The following is an 18,049-nucleotide window of genomic DNA, read 5'->3' as shown; positions in this document are numbered from 1 at the left end:
GGCTGTCTTCCTGCTTCGTTTATTTGGTTTGATAGGCTTTAAATTCTTCCTCTGTACACATGACGAAATGGCCGGGCTTTACTTCGCGAAGCTCCATCTGTTCGTCGCCTTTCAGCTGGTGGACGCTTGGATCATACGTCTTCCGCACGCGCGTGCGCTCATAATCCGGATCAGGGAGCGGAATGGCGGAAAGCAATGATTTCGTATACGGATGAAGCGGATTTTCATACAGTTCATCTGCCGGCGCCAATTCAACAAGCTTCCCAAAATACATGACGCCGATCCTGTCGCTGATATATTTGACCATCGACAGATCGTGAGCGATGAAAAGGTATGTAAGCCCTCTTTCCTTTTGCAAATCCTTCATTAAATTGACGACTTGCGCCTGAATGGACACGTCCAGAGCGGAGATCGGTTCATCGGCAATGATGAATTCCGGCTCGACCGCAAGCGCCCTTGCGATTCCGATCCGCTGGCGCTGTCCGCCGGAGAATTCGTGCGGATAGCGGTTCGCGTGCTCTTTATTTAAGCCGACGAGTTTGAGGAGTTCATGAACGCGCTCAAGCCGCTCTTTTTTCGTTTTGGCCAAACCGTGGATGTCAATTCCTTCTGCGATGATGTCGGCAACCGTCATCCGCGGGTTCAAGGAAGCATACGGGTCCTGAAAAATCATCTGCATCTTCCGGTTGAATTCGAGAAGGTCCTTGGCAGACTTTTTGTCGTGGACATTCTTTCCCTTAAACAAGACTTCTCCGGAAGTCGCTTGATACAAACGAATGATCGAACGGCCGGTCGTCGACTTTCCGCAGCCGGATTCACCGACAAGACCGAGCGTTTCTCCTTTGTAAATGTCAAAAGAGATTCCGTCAACAGCTTTCACAATCCCTTTCGGCGTTGAAAAGTGCTGTTTTAAATTCTTGATTTCGAGCAGTTTTTCTGCCACATCATTCACCTTCTTTCACTTCAACCGGTTTTTCATACTGATTTCTAAACTCCTTCATCTTGCTTTTGACAGCCGCCGGCGGCTCGACTTTTGGAGCGTCCGGGTGCAAAAGCCATGACTTCACATAGTGTGTATCAGATATTTTAAACATCGGCGGTTCTTGTTCAAAATCGATTTTCATTGCGTAAGGGCTTCTTAATGCAAAAGCATCGCCCTTCGGCGGATTGGTCAAATCAGGCGGAGACCCCGGTATCGCCATTAATTCTTCATCACCGTCGTTGTCAAGGCTCGGCATTGATGCCAACAGCCCCCATGTATACGGATGCTTCGGGTTGTAGAAAATCTCGTCGACCGTACCGATCTCCACAATTTGTCCCGCGTACATGACGGCGACTCTGTCTGCGACATTCGCGACAACGCCGAGATCGTGCGTAATAAAAATGATGGATGTCTCGATCTTTTTCTGCAATTCTTTCATCAGCTCTAAAATCTGCGCCTGAATCGTCACATCAAGAGCTGTCGTCGGTTCGTCCGCGATTAAAAGCTTTGGATTGGCTGCAAGCGCCATCGCGATGACGACGCGCTGCCGCATCCCGCCGCTGAATTCGTGCGGATACTGGTTGACGCGGCGTTCAGGCATCGGAATTCCGACCAGGCTGAGAAGCTCTACCGCCCGCTTATTGGCCTCTTCTTTTGAGATCTTTTCATGCTTAAACAGCACTTCTGTGATTTGACGGCCGACTTTCATCGTCGGGTTCAAAGAAGTCATCGGATCCTGAAAGATCATGCCGATCTCTTTTCCCCTGATTGACTGCATTTGTTTTTCCGTTTTCGGAACCAGATCTTGTCCGTCAAATAAAATTTGTCCGTTTTTAAAATAGCCCGGCGGCATCGGAATCAGTTTCATAATCGCCTGCGAAGTGACGCTTTTGCCTGATCCGGATTCTCCGACGATCGCAAGCGTCTCTCCTTTGTCAACATGAAAGTTGACGCCGCGGATCGCCTGTACTTCTCCGGCGTATGTTTTAAAAGAAATGGCTAAATCTTTCACTTCAAGTAAGTGTTTCATCTTTCTCACTCCTTTATTTACGCAGCTTCGGATCTAAAGCGTCGCGCAGTCCGTCGCCGATAACGTTGAATGCAAACATGGTCAGACAGATAAAAGTAGCCGGGAAGAACAGGCGCCATGGGTAATATTCCAATCCCTGCACACCGTCTGTAGCCATCGTTCCCCAGCTTGCAAGCGGCTGTGGAACCCCGAGGCCGAGGTAGCTTAAAAACGCTTCATAGAAAATAGCCGTAGGCACGGTTAATGTCATGGTGACCAAGATCGGGCTCATGATGTTGGGCAGCAAGTGCTTTCTGATGATGCGCGAGTTTTTCGCTCCCAAAGTTCTTGAGGCGAGCACAAATTCCTGATTTTTGAGCTGGAGTACTTGTCCACGGACGATTCTCGCCATGTTGATCCATCCCGTAATAACCATCGCGACGATCATCGTGACCAAGCCTTTTCCCATCACTACGAGCAGCAGGATCGTCATTAATAAGGAAGGAATCGCCCATAAAACATCTGCAATTCTCATCATAATTTCGTCAGTACGTCCGCCTCTGATGCCTGATATCGCACCCCATATCACACCGATCAAAACGTCGATCAGCGCGGCAGCCAGTCCGATTGTCAGCGAGATGCGTGCGCCGACCCATGTACGGACGAATACGTCCCTTCCAAGGTCATCTGTTCCAAACCAGTGCTCGCCGCTCGGCGGCTGGTTCGCATTCGTTAAATCCGTTTCTTCATATTGAAAGCTTGAGAATACCGGCGCGAAAATAGCCATCAGAGCGATCAGGATCAGAACCACCAGTCCAAACAGCGCCAGCTTGTTTTCTTTAAATCTCAAGAATACGTCTGTCCAAAATGAAAGGTTTTTCTTTGAGATCTTTTCGGCTTCGCTATGGTCAACAGCTGCAGGTTCAAACATGTCTTTTGGTATTTGCTGCATCCTATTACTCCCCTTTCTTAGCGCCAAACAGTTTAATGCGCGGATCAATTAAGCCGTATAAAAGATCGACAATCAAGACGCAAAGCAGCAAGATTGCCCCGAAGAAGACGGTAACACCCATGATCACCGTGTAGTCTCGGTTCGTAATGCTGGTGACAAAGTGCATGCCGAGTCCCGGTATACCGAATACTTTTTCGACGACAAACGTTCCTGTCAAAATGGACGCCGCCATTGGCCCCATATATGTAACAACCGGCATGATGGCATTTCGTATCGCATGCTTAAACGTAACGGCCGGTGTGCTCAAACCTTTTGCACGTGCCGTACGGATATAGTCGCTGCTCAGCACTTCAAGCATGCTCGAACGCGTCAAACGGGCGATAAACGCCATCGGCATCGAGGCGACTGCGATGGCAGGAAGCACAGTATGTCCCCATGACTCCCATTGTGCGACAGGGAACATGCCCAGCTTCATTGCCAGCACGTATTGAAGAAGTGCAGCCATGATGAAGTTCGGAACAGAGATCCCGACAACCGCAATGATCATCGCTGTGTAGTCCTGCCACTTGTTTCGCTTCAGCGCGGCGATCACGCCGAACAATACGCCGAAAGCGAGCGCAAGGCAAATCGCTTCCAATCCAAGTGTAAAAGAAATCGGAAAACCTGAGCTGATCAAGTCGTTCACAGTTTGTCCCTTATATTTAAATGACGGCCCGAAATCCCACTTTGCTACCGATACTAAATAATCGAGATATTGTTTAAAAAGAGGCTGGTCTAAACCATAGTAGGAATTGAGACTGGCTTCAATTGCAGGGGGAAGTTTCCTCTCGCCTGAAAAGGGTCCGCCCGGTATCGCTCTCATCAGGAAGAAGGTAGCTGTGACGATAACCCAGAGAGAAATTAACATATAAACAAGACGACGGCCTAAAAATTTAATCAATTTTACACACCTCCGAATATTCAGTCTATTAACTTCTTTTCATAAATAAAAGTATATGGGGGGAAGTCTAAACCCCATATACTTTCATGCAATTTTATTCAAAATGCGCGGTTTTGAAATAGATCTCACCAGTACCAGTTAGAACAAAGTCTTTTAAGCTTTCATCATGAAGATACGGCATTGTGTAGAAGTAGATCGGTGCAACCGGCAGCTCATCCATGATGATGCTTTCTGCTTCTTTCATCAGCTCGATGCGTTTCGCTGAATCAGTTTCTCTCGATGCTTTATTCAGCAGCTCTTTATACTTTGCGTTTTCCCAGTTCGTATCATTGTTTCCGCCTTCTTTGTCGCGGTATGTTTCAAGGAAGTTCATTCCGTCGTTAAAGTCGGCGGTCCAGCCTAAACGGCCGATTTGATAGTTTCCTGCATGGAGCTTATCGATGTATACGTTCCATTCTTCATTGCCTAATTCGACATCTAAGCCCAGTTCCTTGTTCCACATTTCCTGAACGGCTTGAGCGATTTTTTGGTGTGCTTCATCCGTGTTGAAGGAAAGCGTGATTTTCGGAAGGTCTGACGCTTTTTTCAAACCGAGCTCTTTCAAGCCTTTTTCCAAGTATTCTTTCGCCTTATCAACATCATGGTCTTTGAAATAGCCTTTATTTGACTCAAAGCCGTGGACTGCCGGCGGCACTAATCCCATCGCAGGCAGCTGTTCCGCTTGCGTGATGTTTTTGACGATCGCTTCGCGGTTGATCGCGTATGTCAGCGCCTTACGGATGTTGACATTGTTCAGCGGAGCCGCTTCAGTGTTGAATTTGTACAGGTAAACCGATGCGAACGGATCAATGTTCAGGCCTTCTTTTTTCAGGCTTGGAATCGCATCCGTTGAAATCTGGTCAAGCGGCTGTCCTACAAAGTCTAGCTCGCCTTTTTTGTACATGTTCAGACCAGTGTTCGGATCGTTGACCATCGCCATATTGATTTTCTTCAGCTTAACAGCGTCTTTATCCCAGTACTGGTCGTTTTTCTCCAGTACGATGTTTCCGCTGTGCTTCCATTTCGCCATTTTGAAAGGTCCGTTAGATACGTAGTTCTCATCTGCGTTTGTGTACCATTTCGCATTCTTCTCTGCTACCTTTTTATTGACTGGCATATATGTGTAGAATGCTGTCAGTTCAGTAAAATACGGTGTCGGTTTTTCAAGCTCGACTTTTAAAGTCTTATCATTAACAGCTTTAACGCCGACATCTTCAATTTTCCCTTTGCCGGTGTTCGCTGCTTCTCCGCCTTTTAAGTAGTAAAGCTGATACGCATATTGCGATTCGTTTTTAGGGTCGAGCGCCCATTTCCATGCGTATTCAAAATCCTCTGCTGTTACAGGATCTCCATTTGACCATTTCGCGTCGCGGAGCGTGAATGTGTATGTTTTTTGGTCGTCGCTGACTTCGATTTTTTCGGCTGCCGCTTCAACCGGCTTTCCATCTTTACCGATTGTCGTCAATCCTTCAAAAGTCTGACGAAGCACGTTTGCAGACACCGAATCGTTTGCGAGTCCCGGATGTAGTGAAAACGGTTCTGTTTTAATGTTGACATTTAATGTGTCTTTCCCTTTGCTGTCTTTTTTACCGCCGTCACCGGAGCTTGAGCCGAAGCCGCAGGCGCTGAGGACGAGTGTGAAAATGAGCATTAAACTGATAAATGACAAACGCTTCTTCAAAGAGAAACCCCCCCAATTTCTTGTTTTTTTAGTTCCTTACTCCTGAACATTCAGATTTATCATAAAAAAGTAACAGGCCCACTTGCCATACTTTTTCCTCTGTTTCGTCTTTTCTGAATATTTGTTATGTAAGAAACCTGTAACACCGAGGTGAACAAATTCATTATAATTAATAGAATAATTTATTGCAATATTAATTTTCAATTATTTTTTTATTCAAACTATTTATGATTGTCAGGTTTTCTGCCAAATGTACAAATACACTTCTCTGTTTTAAAGCGTAACCACATTAAAAGGAAAGTTTATGTTTTACAGGTTAAAACGTTTTACACATATAACATTAACCATTCTTTATATCGAACCAGATGCCGCCGCGCCAACTTTATTCAGCCCGGTATTCGTTTTCTTTTCCCCAAGGCTGTCGACTTTCATTTAAAATTTATATATAATAAAATTATGAATAACATGCGATGAAGAAGAAGAGTACACATTTCTTCCCATTTAAAGAGAGTCCGCGGTGCTGGGAGCGGATAATGGCGAATGTGGAATGGGCTTCGGAGCAGCTGACCGAACACGGATAAGTAGGCTCAGCCGGAGAAGACTCCGTTACAAACGTCTAGAGCGATTTCATTTTGACCATAATGAAATAATCAGGGTGGCACCACGGTTCATTCGTCCCTTTTCTTTTAAGGGAAGAATGGGCCTTTTTATTTTGAAATGGAAAGAGGGATTCACATGAAAAAAACGATTTTTTCCGGTATCCAGCCGAGCGGCTCTGTCACCCTCGGCAACTATATCGGAGCGATGAAGCAGTTTGTCGACTTGCAGGATGACTACAACTGTTACTTCTGCATCGTCGATCAGCACGCGATCACAGTACCGCAGGACCGGCTCGCGCTGAGAAAGAACATCCGGAACCTTGCCGCGCTGTATTTGGCGATCGGCCTCGATCCGAAAAAAGCGACGCTGTTTATCCAATCGGAAGTGCCTGCACACGCCCAGGCGGGATGGATGCTTCAGTGTGTCGCCTACATCGGCGAGCTTGAGCGCATGACGCAGTACAAAGATAAATCAGCCGGAAAAGAAGCTGTCGTCTCCGGGCTTTTGACATATCCTCCATTAATGGCGGCGGACATTCTGCTTTATGGAACAGACGTCGTCCCTGTCGGAGAAGATCAGAAGCAGCATCTTGAATTAACCCGGAACTTGGCGGAGCGTTTCAATAAGAAATATAATGACATTTTTACGGTTCCGGAGGTTAAAATACCGAAGGTCGGCGCCCGCATTATGTCACTTGCCGACCCGCTCAAAAAGATGAGCAAATCAGATCCGAACCAAAAAGCGTTCATCACCCTGCTCGACGAACCAAAACAGCTTGAGAAAAAAATCAAAAGCGCTGTCACGGATTCCGACGGAATCGTCAAATATGATAAAGAAAACAAACCCGGTGTATCCAACCTTCTGACGATCTATTCGATTCTCGGACAAGCCTCAATCGAAGAGCTTGAAGCAAAATACGAAGGCAAAGGCTACGGCGAATTTAAATCAGACCTTGCCGAAGTCGTCATCGGCGCGCTGAAACCGATTCAAGACCGTTACCACGAATTGATCGAATCTGAAGAGCTGGACCGGATTTTGGACGAAGGCGCCAAACGCGCAAATCAAACAGCAAACAAGATGCTGAAAAAAATGGAAAACGCGATGGGACTCGGCCGAAAAAGACGCTGATCCAAAAACACCTTCCGATTTGTACGATAATCGGAAGGTGTTTTTCATAGAGAACAGCCGCAGCTCCGCATTCACTTGCCTCCGGATCACGATATTTCTATAATAAATGATTCAAAACACATGTCTCCAGTCCTTCATTGACCGCTTTGTCAGAAAGACAGCTCATATTTTTTATTTTTCAATATAGAATTTTCGCTTTTACAAATAAAAAGACCGCCGTACTTCCGGCAGTCTTGATTCTTAATTTAGTTGACTTTAGACTCATTCTCAATTTCCCAAAGCTTTTCAAAAAACGGCTGTCCTTTAATCAAATTTTCACAAAAGTCCCTGTGTTTGTCTGACCATCCGTCGATCGTCTCATTGAAAAGCATGTCCCAGATTTCTTCAAATGTCATGCGCTTGATCTGTTCATACATATACGGATTCCATTCGGTGTACCAATAAGCGATCTCGGCACGATTTTGGAGCCCTTTGAGCTGATCGAGCGCCATGAACAGCAGCTGTTTGAGCTGGCGTTCTTTTCTCGTTAATCCTCTGACATGCTCCGGTGATAAAGATAAAATGTGGTATTCTTTGGAAGATTGCAGCTTCTCTGGTGCAAACTCGTAAGTTTCCGCTTCAACGTCCTTCACCATTTCATAAACGAGCTGCTCCTGTCTCGGAATGAGGCGGCTTTTTCTTACCGGTATTGTGTAACCGGCCGTATCGACCGCGAGAATACCAATGCCGTCCGTTACGACGAAACAATGATCAAGCTGTGTCCGCTCATGATTTTTACGAATATACGCTTTTTGATGAACCTCGTTCAATAATTCGGCCGGAAGCTCTGACAAATCATTTTCTATGTAGTGAAACAAAACGGACGACACCCTTAACAAAGGCACCTGGTCAAGCAATTCAACACTGTCTTCCTTCCGCCATTCATGAAAGTGGCAGACGTTGTAGCCATTTTCTTCTCCCTCAAACCAATTCACCCACACATCATGAAGAAACAACATTTCTAACCCCTCACTTTTAATAAAAACTGTTGTCCACAGTATAGGCAAGGGGGCAGGAATTTATTCCAAGCGGATGAGATTATGGCAATTGCCGTTAAAAAAAAGCCAAGGGCGGCAATCCCTCAGCTTTTTATTTCATATTCTTCGGATCAAGCGTATCGCGGAGTCCAGACAATGGGCAAAATCATGATGACTGAATGAAGCAATTCACACATTATTTATTCAACACGTTTGTAAAAAAGCTGTATTCTTTAGCGTTTATTTTTTCTGATGAAGGAATTGATCTTAAAGAAGACTGAAACACCCAATAAACAGATACAAACAGCATGGCAATTCCTCCTATAAAGAAAACCTTATCGCTGCCGATCAATGACGCGGTAAACCCTCCCAGCAAAGATCCAAAAGGAGCTGCTATGCTTGTCAAACTTGCGATAAAAGAAAAAACTCTCCCTATAAACTCTTCCGGCAGTATGCTTTGCAAAATGGACATGAAAATGACGTTTGTCACGCCGATGGATATTTGAGACAAACCAAATAAAATAATCGATATGTATGAAGAGGTGGCGATCGCCGAAATACTCCATAAAACCCCTGAAATGAAAAATCCGTATATCGTAAGTGATCCTATCGCGAATCGGCCAAACACTGTTGCGAATATTGAACCTAACAGTAAACCGCATGACATGGAAGCCAAATAATATCCATAGTATTCTTCTCCTCCTCTAATCGAAGAGAAGCTTGGCAAAATCACAATCGTCGCACTAAGCATGAAGTTAGAAATCATCGAGCCCAAGAGGATTTTTAGAATGAGGGAATGACGAATGAGTGTAAATCCCTCTTTTATATCCGTTGTATAATTGTGTATGACTTTTTTGAAGTGGAATCGGGGCTTATGTTCTATCTCATTTTTTTGTTCTAATTTTACGCACTTAAAAAACAGCGCCGCTAACAAAAAAGTGAAAGAGTCAACTAAGTATATGCTTATAGCTCCTGCCGAAGCAATCACAATACCTGCAATACCAGTAAATATAATATCTGTACCTTGATATGAAAATGACATAAGTGAGTTTGCTTTAACTAGATCTTGACTTTTGATTATTTTAGGCAGTGCGGCAGATTGCGCAGGATAAGTAAATTGCTCAATGAATACGATAAGAGGCATAATCATCATGATGATCCAAATGTTCAAATATCCAATGAAATAAAAAAGCGGAATAATCAACACCAAAATAGCTTGGATGAGTTGACTCCAAACCAAAACTTTATTTAATCTGACTTTATCAACAATCGGACCTGTTAAAAATTGCAAAACAGTTGGGAACATCGTCAAAAAACCAGCTAATCCGGAATAAAATGTACTTTTTGATAAATCAAACACAAGCCACATTGCCGCAACTGTATACATACTGTCCCCAATATTGGTTACCAAACGCCCTAATATCAAAAATAAAAAGTTTTTATTTTTCAATACGCTTAACATCGTTAATACCTCTATTCATTTAACAGGACTGTTTAGCTTTTTGATAAAACGGTTCCTTTTTCACTTAGCAATTTCAAAAGTTCATCAGGATCTGGAAGCCCCGCTTCAGTTTGAACAATTTCCCCACTTGATGCTTTTATTCCCAAGCTGGTAGTATTAACAAAAATATGCCCGAACTCTTTTATAATTTTTACATTTTTTTGTACAGCAGGATTATTCCACATTTCATTGTTCATGTTTGGAGCAATATATATAGCCTCTGAATAATTAAGTACACTTAAACTTAAAAGGTCATTGGCAGCTCCGTTAGCTATTTTTGAAAGCGTAGCCGCAGAAGTAGGAAGTATAAGGAAACGATCTATTTCGTTTACTAGTTCTACGTGTAAGATTTTAGAAGAACAATCAGAAAAAACATTCTCATAAACTCCTTGAACAAAAGGCCTTATAGCTCGCGGAGATAGGAATCGTTGAGCATTTTCTGTCAAAATAACATCTATGTCATATTCGTCGCGTAAAGTATAGATAAATTGAGGAAGGTTGATTGCACCAATTGTACCTGTAACCCCTAACAACATCTTTTTTTTACCCATAAATGGAGTCCTCCTCTACAAGGTTTAGATATCTCTTAAGGTTTTGTTTTATTGGCGGACATGGAGTTTTTTCCGCTTCAATCCGTTCTAAAGGGCAAGCATTTCCTTGACAGGCAGGTCTAAAATAGCATTTAGTGCAATTCGGATCTTCATTAGCTCCTCCGGAAAGCCAAAGTGAGAGCCTTTCTTCATATAATTCCATTTCTCCATTCTCTTTAATATCGCCAACGTGATTTAACGGGTTATTAAATGCAACTGTACATTTGTATACCATCCCATCTGATCCAATAACATAAGAATTTGGATTTGATGCATAACATTCTGAACCCCCAGGCTCCATAAATCCTTTATAAAAATTAAAATTAAATCCTTGTTCTTGTGCATATTCATAATAGGGAAATAAATCTTTGGTATTACATAAATGAATATTACTAGATTGTTCTCCTTTTAAATTGAGAACAGGGATAAAATGCATTAAAAATCTAGGATCATCTTTAAACAAATCTCTCATTAAATCTATATAATCATACATCACTTCAGAAACATCTTTACTGATATTTGATCTTAGAAGTATAGAATATTCATAACTTGTGTTTTTTAAATTGACCAAATTTTCAATAATTTTATTAAATGTTGGACCCCCGTCTTTTTTTATTCTTTGTCTATCATGAGTTTGACTATTACCATCCAAAGTAATTTGAAAATTACTAACATTAAGTTCTATTAACTTCTTAAATTTTTCCTCATCTAAATTATATCCATTTGTTGTTATATCTGCAAAATAATCTACCTTATTTTTATTACACAACACTTTAATTTCTTCAGACAGTTCTTGGATTACATTAAAAGATTCTAAGGGCTCTCCTCCAAACCAAGATATATTTAAATTTTTGTAGCTCACCAATTCTTTTTCAAGAAAATTCAAAATCCCCTTTTTTACATGAGTTTTCATTTCCTTTTTTAAAAAATCCTCGTAGCAGTAAATGCATCGAAAATTACAGTCTTCATTTGGCAACAGGATTAAATGCAATGTTCGATTTTCTGATAATAACTTAAATTTTTGAGCAGTTGCTTTTTTATACTCATCTGTGTCATATCTTACAATAAATCCTTTGTTATATAAAAGATCAATCCACTTATCACCTTTTTCAAATTTTATTTCTCTTCTATGCAATATATTTAGTACTTTTTCTTTTGTTCCATTTGAAAATTTGATAATTTCCCCAGTATAAGAATTATAAAGCTTAATTTCTTCATTGTTTTTTTTGAGTATAATATTAAATCTTGATGGCTTTAACTTAATCTTTTCCAACACATGAATTTGGTTTTTGTTTCTATTAAACAAAAGTATTCCCCCTTATAGCTTTTAAAAAATTGCTAGAGTCAACTTTATATTCTATCTCTGATGTATTTGTCTAAAAGGGTGTTAAAGGAAGTGAGCAAAGTTTTTTGTTTAAGTGTGCAATTAAATTCTTTTTAGAAAAAAATTAAATTGAGGATGTTGTGTACATTGAACTTGATCAATATACCTAGAGGTCTGGGGTGAAATTATTCAGAAGTAATTTAAGAAAATTGTTCAGAGTGAGATACCAAAGACTTATGACTTATGATGATTATTCATCTTTGGTACCTCATTCATTAAAGGCTAAATACATCTACTAACAGAGAACATTAATTCTATGTCCACTATTTCGGTTACCTAGATTTTCTTTTTTATTTTTCATTTTTATTCACCTCCTTAAAGAACATAGATAAATTTTTTTTGTATTACACTTTAAATATACCACCCTAAAATTCCAATAGTCAACTTTTTTTCAAATTTTTTCAAGTTAATATCTAGTTTTCTCTTCCTAATTTTCTATATTCATTTAATATTCTTCGGATCAAGCGCATCGCGGAGTCCGTCGCCTAAGAAGTTAAAGCACAACACAGTGAGCAGGATCATCAGGCCCGGGAACAGCGGATACCACCACGCCTGGATCATGATCGTAAAGTTCTGTGCATCCTGAAGCATGTTTCCCCAGCTTGCCATCGGCGGCTGAACCCCGAATCCAAGATAGCTTAATGCCGATTCCGCAAGGATCACGGTACCGACTGAAAGCGTCGCGGCAACGATAATCGGCCCCATCGCATTCGGAAGAATATGAGAAAAGATGATTTTGTAATTTCTTGTGCCGATCGTTTTCGCCGCCAAGACGAACTCCCTCGACCTCAAGGACAAAAACTCGCTCCGGACAAGGCGCGCCGTCGTCGTCCATCTCGTCAAGGCGAATATTAAAATCAGTTTATCTATGCCCGGCTGGAAGATGGTGACCAGCGTGATTAACAGAAAGATGTCGGGTATGGATAAGATAATATCAACAATTCTCATTAAAATGGCATCAATGATTCCGCCGAAATAGCCGGCGATCGCTCCGACAACGGTTCCGATGGTGATCGAACCGAGGACAGACGCGAAACCGACGAGCAGCGAGATTTGTGCGCCGTACAACAGGCGGCTGAAAATATCCCGGCCGAATTTATCCGTTCCCATCAAATGCTCCGCGCTCGGCGCTTTTAATTTGTTCATCAGATTTTGCTGTTCCGGCGGGTATGGAGCAATCAGCGGTGCAAACAAGGCCGACAGTACAATGATAAGCAAGAGAATTCCGCCGATGACAGCGAGCTTGTTTTTGAAAAACTTCTCGAAAAAGATTTTTGTCATCGTTTCCGGTTTTTGCGAAACGTTTTCTTGAAGCCCGATCTCCGCTGAAGGCACTTGTGGATTTGGCTGTGTCATGATTTACTCCCCTCTTTCTTAATACTCAATCCGCGGATCGATGATCGCATACAGAATGTCCGCTATTAGATTGCCGATGACAACCAGTACAGCGGATATGACGGTCATCGCCATAATCACGGGATAGTCTCTTTGAAACGCGGAATCAATAAACAGCTTCCCGAGTCCAGGCCAGCTGAAGATCTGTTCGGTCACCACCGCACCGCCGATAAAGGAAGGAATCATCAGTCCGAAAATCGTCACAACCGGGAGCAGCCCGTTCCGCAGTCCATGCTTGTACACGACCCGATTTTCTTTAAAACCTTTCGCTCTTGCCGTCCGGATAAAATCCTGGCGCAGCACATCCAGCATGCTTGACCTTGTATATCTCGTAAGCCCGGCCATATCTGCGGTGGCGAGTACGAAAGCAGGCAAAATTAAATGATGAATCCGATCCCACAAGCTAAAACCCGAATTCAGCGTCATAACGCCCCCGGTCGGAAACCAGCCTAAATTCACGGATAACACCATAATTAAAATTAAACCGAACCAAAAGTTTGGAACAGCAAGTCCGATAAAAGACGTAAACGTAATACCGTAATCAAGCTTTGAATAGGGCCGCCTCGCCGAGAGCACGCCGAGCGGGATCGAAATCAGAAGCGCCAGAATCGTTGATACAAGCATTAATAAAAGCGTATTCGGAAGCCTGGCAAGAATCAAATCGATAACAGGCGTTCCTTTCCTGACGATCGAAGTGCCAAAGTCCCCTTGCATCATATTGCCGAGCCATTTCAAATATTGAATATGTTCGGGCTCATTCAGTCCGTATTTTTCGATGAACTTCTCGCGGTCAGCCTGTTTAATGGACGGATCGACCATCAGTGACACCGGATCACCGGGAGCCGCTTTCATGATCGCGAAAGAAAGAATGGTAATCCCAAACAGGATCGGAATAGACATCAGCGTTCTCCGAATAATGTATGTAACCATCTTCTATTCCCCTTTTATCATGGATTTTAAAAACCAGGGAGAGGAACATCCCCTCTCCCTTTAGAGAATATTAGATTATTTTTTCAGCCACCATTTGTTCACTTCATAGAAATCGTTTTTCGGATGAAATTCGAAGCCTTTCAGGTTTTTAGGGATCGCCCGGTGGTAGTTATAATAGAACAGGAATGTATACGGCTGATCTTCGGCAATCATTTTGTAAATTTTCTCGTAAGCTTTCGAATATTCTTTCCGATCCTTCAGTTTTTTCGCGTCGACGAGAAGCTTATCGACTTCTTCGTTTTTGTACCATATGTTATTTAAGCCCGCTTTCGACTGGCTGGAGTGGAAGATATCATATTGATCAGGGAAGGTCGCCAAGCTCCAACCGAGCAGGAGTGCGTCATAATTCCAGTTTGGCGCGCTCGTTTGTTCAATTAAAGCGCTGAACTCGACGATTTGCGGCTTCGCTTCGATTCCGACTTCTTTCAGCTGCTGCTGGATGACAACCGCGGCATCTTCGCGTACTTTATTTCCCTGGTTCGTTTTAATGGTAAAGGAGAACTTTTTACCGTCTTTGTCTAAAATGCCGTCACCGTCTGTATCTTCCCAACCCGCTTCTTTGAGCATTTTCTTCGCTTTTGCCGGATCGTATTCAAAGACCGGGATATCAATGTCTTTCGGATAGTTCCATGATAAAGGGCTTTCCGGAATATTCGCGACTTCCCCATCGCCGTCCAGCACATTTTGAACGATCGATTCGCGGTCAATCGCATGGGTTAAGGCCTGGCGGACTTTTTTATCTTTAAACAGCTCATTTTTTTCGTTCCAGCCGAGGTATGAATAGTTCAGGCCTAGATCAGACTCAAGCTTGACATGATCGAATTTTTCGACCGTCTTCACATCCGTGCCCGGGACGACGAAATAATTAATGTCTCCCGCCTGAAGCTGGGCGATCGCTGCATTGGCATCCGGAATCACTTTGTATGTCAGCGTGTCAAGGTATGGCCCTTCACCGTAGTAATCCTCAAATGCTTCCACTTTAACGTATTGCCCCTGTTTCCACTCTACGAATTTAAACGGTCCCGTTCCGATCGGTTTTTTCCTGTTAAATTCGTGTTCGCCAAGGTCTTTAATCGGCACGTCCCCTAAAATATGCTCAGGGAGGATTCCGTAGCTTAAAGAGACAGGCAAAAATGAAGGGTCCGGATGCTTGAGCTTGAATTCAACCTCGTAGTCTCCTTTTTTCGTCACTTTATCAATCATTCCAAAATTGGAGCCGCGCTCACCGGCATAGTCTTTGCTTAATGGGATGTTATACGTAAACACGACGTCATCGGCCGTAAACTCCTCGCCGTCATGCCATTTTACGCCTTTTTTCAAAGTCACGTTATACGTTATGCCGTCTTCCGACTGATCTATTTTTTCAGCAAGCTTCATCGTCGGATTCAAATCGGTGTCAGAGCCGACAAGTCCGTCAAAAATAAACCCTTCAATATCAGAGCTTGACACATCGGTTGAATATAAAGCGTTGAACATCGTAGGCTCCCCTGTAGAACCGATGACCAAGTCACCGCCCTTTTGCGGCTTCCCGTCAGATTTGCCTTCTTTTTCGTCCCCTCCGACTTCGCCGCTGTTGCAGGCCGTTAGAAAAATCGATAAGATCAGCAGCAAGCTTAAAATTGAAAATCCTGTTTTGCGTTTATTCATTTTATGAATTCCCCCTTATTAAACTGTTGTCCTTCTTTCCACCCGATTGACCCCCGTTTTTTAAAGAAGACATTCCCCCTCTCAAGGATTTAATATGTGACGGCCTTCCCCTTTATTCGTAAAGGTGGCATGCCACGAAATGGTTTGTTTTCGCTTCCTTGAAAGCGGGTTCGGCTTCCGCGCAAATCGCTTTTGCGGCCGGACACCTCGTATGAAAGACACAGCCTTTCGGAGGGTTGGCGGGGCTCGGCAGCTCGCCTTTTAAAACGATTCGCTCCCGCTTTGTTCCGCCTTTCTTCCTGGTGACGGGAACGGCGGACATAAGCGCCTGCGTGTATGGATGAAGCGGGTTGTTGTACAGCTCATGCTTGTCTGTCAGCTCCATCATTTTGCCGAGATACATGACGCCGACCCTGTCGCTGATATGGCGGACGACGCTCAAGTCATGGGAAATGAACAAATATGTCAGATTGAATTCTTCCTGAAGCTCTTCCATCAGGTTGATCACTTGAGCCTGGATTGACACGTCCAATGCGGATACCGGTTCATCGGCGATAATAAGCTCCGGATTTAAAGCCAGCGCCCGCGCGATTCCGATCCGCTGGCGCTGCCCTCCGGAAAATTCGTGGGGATAGCGGTTCGCAAACGACGGGTGCAGCCCGACCTTAGCCAAAAGCTCTTCGGCTTTTTCGTTGCGCTCTTTGAAATTGTACATATGATGCGTGTTGAAGGGTTCTTTGATGATGGAACGCAGCGTTTTTCTCGGGTTCAGTGAGGCAAACGGATCTTGGAAAACCATCTGGATGTTTTTGCGGACGCTCTTTCTCAACGCTTCTTCCGACAAACTTGAAATGTCGCGACCTTTGTAAAAGATCTGTCCTGCCGTCGGTTTATAAAGGCGGATCATCGTCCGTCCGGCGGTCGACTTTCCGCAGCCCGATTCACCGACAATGCCGAGTGTTTCGCCGCGTTTAAGCGAAAAGCTGATGCCGTCCACCGCTTTGACGTCGCCGATTTTTTTCTGAAATATCCCTGAGCGGATCGGAAAGTACTTTTTGACATCTTTCAGCTCCAGAAGGGATTCTTGCGGGTTCATTTCCTCTCCGGGCTGTAATGGTTCAGCTGATGAAGTCATCCCTTATTCTCCCTCCTCATATAAAAAACATCTGACAGACCGGCCGTCCGGACGCGTCTTCAAGTCCGGCTGCGCGCCCCAGCATTTGTCGCCCGCACTCGGACACCTCGGAGCAAACCGGCAGCCGGCCGGAAGGTTGTCAGGCGTCGGCACATTTCCTTTAATGGCTGTTAATTTTTCAATGGAGCCTTCAATAACAGGGATGGAGTTTAACAGTCCTTTTGTGTAGGGATGCAGGGGTTCATCGAATAGTTCGTCTACTGTGGCATTTTCAACAACTTGTCCGCAATACATGACGATCACGCGGTCCGCAATTTCGGACACAACGCCGAGATCGTGGGTAATGAGAAGTATGGAGGTATCGAATTTGTCGCATAGGTCTTTCATCAGTTCCAGCACTTGCGCTTGAATGGTGACGTCAAGCGCTGTAGTCGGTTCATCCGCGATGAGCAGCTTCGGATTGCAGCTTAAGGCAATGGCGATCATCACCCTCTGCCTCATGCCGCCCGACAGGCGGTGCGGATATTCTTTCATCAGCTCGCCTGCCCTCGAAAATCCGACAAGCTTTAATAATTCTACCGCTTTTTTGGCAGCTTCTTTTTTCGATAGCTTTTTATGATAGATCAGCACCTCTGTGATTTGTTCGCCGATCGTCAAAACCGGATTGAGCGAGGTCATCGGCTCCTGAAAAATCATCGAGATTTCATTTCCGCGGATCTTGCATAAATCTTGTTCTTTGTATGTAACGAGATCCCGTCCTTCGAGCTTGATGGAACCGTTCATGATCTTTCCGCCCGAGCCCTCGACGAGTCCCATGATAGACAGAGACGTGATGCTTTTACCGGATCCCGATTCACCAACCAGCGCCACGGTTTCTCCTTTTTTGATTGAAAAATCGACGCCGTCCACTGCGGGTATCGGCTGTTTTTTTCTGAAAAAATAAGTTTTTAAATCATTGACTTCCAGCAATGCGCTCATCCAGATTCCCCTTCCATAGACCAGAAGTTAAATATTACGAAAAACTAATATATTACTTTTTTAGAATTTTCTTAATATGACT

The 18,049-nt window shown here is 43.7% G+C and carries 15 protein-coding genes and 1 other annotated feature; of the genes, 1 reads left to right on the top strand and 14 read right to left on the bottom strand.

All coding sequences use genetic code 11. From position 1 onward, the window contains the following. Positions 1–19 precede the first annotated feature (19 nt). The 5 genes from CP943_RS06810 to CP943_RS06790 all read right to left on the bottom strand — a co-directional run bounded on the left by CP943_RS06810 (position 20) and on the right by CP943_RS06790 (position 5,603). Positions 20–943, bottom strand: a complete 924-nt coding sequence (locus CP943_RS06810) for an ABC transporter ATP-binding protein (protein WP_105980875.1) — start codon at positions 941–943, stop codon at positions 20–22. A gap of 1 nt (position 944) precedes the next feature. Next, the gene (locus CP943_RS06805; protein WP_025808305.1) at positions 945–2,012 is read right to left on the bottom strand and encodes an ABC transporter ATP-binding protein; all 1,068 of its coding nucleotides are present in this window, start codon (positions 2,010–2,012) and stop codon (positions 945–947) included. Positions 2,013–2,025: 13 nt separating this feature from the next. Beyond that, a complete protein-coding gene (locus CP943_RS06800) occupies positions 2,026–2,943 on the bottom strand; it encodes an ABC transporter permease (protein WP_023856653.1) in 918 nt (305 codons plus the stop codon). Between the two features lie 4 nt (positions 2,944–2,947). Then, complete coding sequence (locus CP943_RS06795) at positions 2,948–3,883, bottom strand: ABC transporter permease (protein ID WP_020450932.1); 936 nt, start codon at positions 3,881–3,883, stop codon at positions 2,948–2,950. A gap of 94 nt (positions 3,884–3,977) precedes the next feature. Beyond that, entirely contained in the window at positions 3,978–5,603 is a 1,626-nt protein-coding gene (locus CP943_RS06790) for a peptide ABC transporter substrate-binding protein (RefSeq protein WP_020450931.1), read from the bottom strand. A gap of 461 nt (positions 5,604–6,064) precedes the next feature. Next, positions 6,065–6,286: a binding site (T-box leader), on the top strand. Positions 6,287–6,338: 52 nt separating this feature from the next. On the opposite strand from CP943_RS06790, the gene trpS reads away from it, so the two are divergent. Further along, entirely contained in the window at positions 6,339–7,331 is a 993-nt protein-coding gene (gene trpS / locus CP943_RS06780; protein ID WP_065643382.1) for a tryptophan--tRNA ligase, read from the top strand. Positions 7,332–7,576: 245 nt separating this feature from the next. Here the strand turns inward: trpS and CP943_RS06775 are convergent, their stop codons facing one another. The 9 genes from CP943_RS06775 to CP943_RS06735 form a co-directional block, all read right to left on the bottom strand. Beyond that, positions 7,577–8,329 (bottom strand): YjbA family protein, encoded by a 753-nt coding sequence (locus CP943_RS06775; protein ID WP_003180605.1) that lies wholly within the window; start codon positions 8,327–8,329, stop codon positions 7,577–7,579. Between the two features lie 214 nt (positions 8,330–8,543). Beyond that, positions 8,544–9,809, bottom strand: coding sequence for an MFS transporter (locus CP943_RS06770; protein ID WP_105980874.1), 1,266 nt, complete (start codon positions 9,807–9,809; stop codon positions 8,544–8,546). 32 nt (positions 9,810–9,841) lie between these two features. Further along, on the bottom strand, positions 9,842–10,399 hold the full coding sequence (locus tag CP943_RS06765) for a flavoprotein (RefSeq protein ID WP_009328837.1): 558 nt from the start codon (positions 10,397–10,399) through the stop codon (positions 9,842–9,844). Beyond that, entirely contained in the window at positions 10,392–11,744 is a 1,353-nt protein-coding gene (locus tag CP943_RS06760) for a radical SAM/SPASM domain-containing protein (RefSeq protein WP_009328838.1), read from the bottom strand. Before CP943_RS06760 ends, CP943_RS06765 begins: the two co-directional genes overlap by 8 nt. Positions 11,745–12,263: 519 nt before the next feature. After that, positions 12,264–13,178, bottom strand: a complete 915-nt coding sequence (gene opp4C, locus CP943_RS06755) for an oligopeptide ABC transporter permease (RefSeq protein ID WP_023856649.1) — start codon at positions 13,176–13,178, stop codon at positions 12,264–12,266. 18 nt (positions 13,179–13,196) lie between these two features. After that, positions 13,197–14,147: an ABC transporter permease gene (locus CP943_RS06750; protein ID WP_023856648.1), complete on the bottom strand. Its 951-nt coding sequence runs from the start codon at positions 14,145–14,147 to the stop codon at positions 13,197–13,199. A 75-nt stretch (positions 14,148–14,222) separates the two neighbouring features. Further along, the gene (locus CP943_RS06745; protein WP_023856647.1) at positions 14,223–15,854 is read right to left on the bottom strand and encodes a peptide-binding protein; all 1,632 of its coding nucleotides are present in this window, start codon (positions 15,852–15,854) and stop codon (positions 14,223–14,225) included. Between the two features lie 112 nt (positions 15,855–15,966). Further along, on the bottom strand, positions 15,967–16,950 hold the full coding sequence (locus tag CP943_RS06740; protein WP_026579903.1) for an ABC transporter ATP-binding protein: 984 nt from the start codon (positions 16,948–16,950) through the stop codon (positions 15,967–15,969). 42 nt (positions 16,951–16,992) lie between these two features. Beyond that, positions 16,993–17,967: an ABC transporter ATP-binding protein gene (locus tag CP943_RS06735; RefSeq protein ID WP_003180594.1), complete on the bottom strand. Its 975-nt coding sequence runs from the start codon at positions 17,965–17,967 to the stop codon at positions 16,993–16,995. Positions 17,968–18,049: the final 82 nt, after the last annotated feature.

It is taken from the genome of Bacillus paralicheniformis, from assembly GCF_002993925.1.
Classification (GTDB): Bacteria; Bacillota; Bacilli; order Bacillales; family Bacillaceae; genus Bacillus; species Bacillus paralicheniformis.
This window is presented reverse-complemented; position numbering and strand designations above follow the sequence as displayed.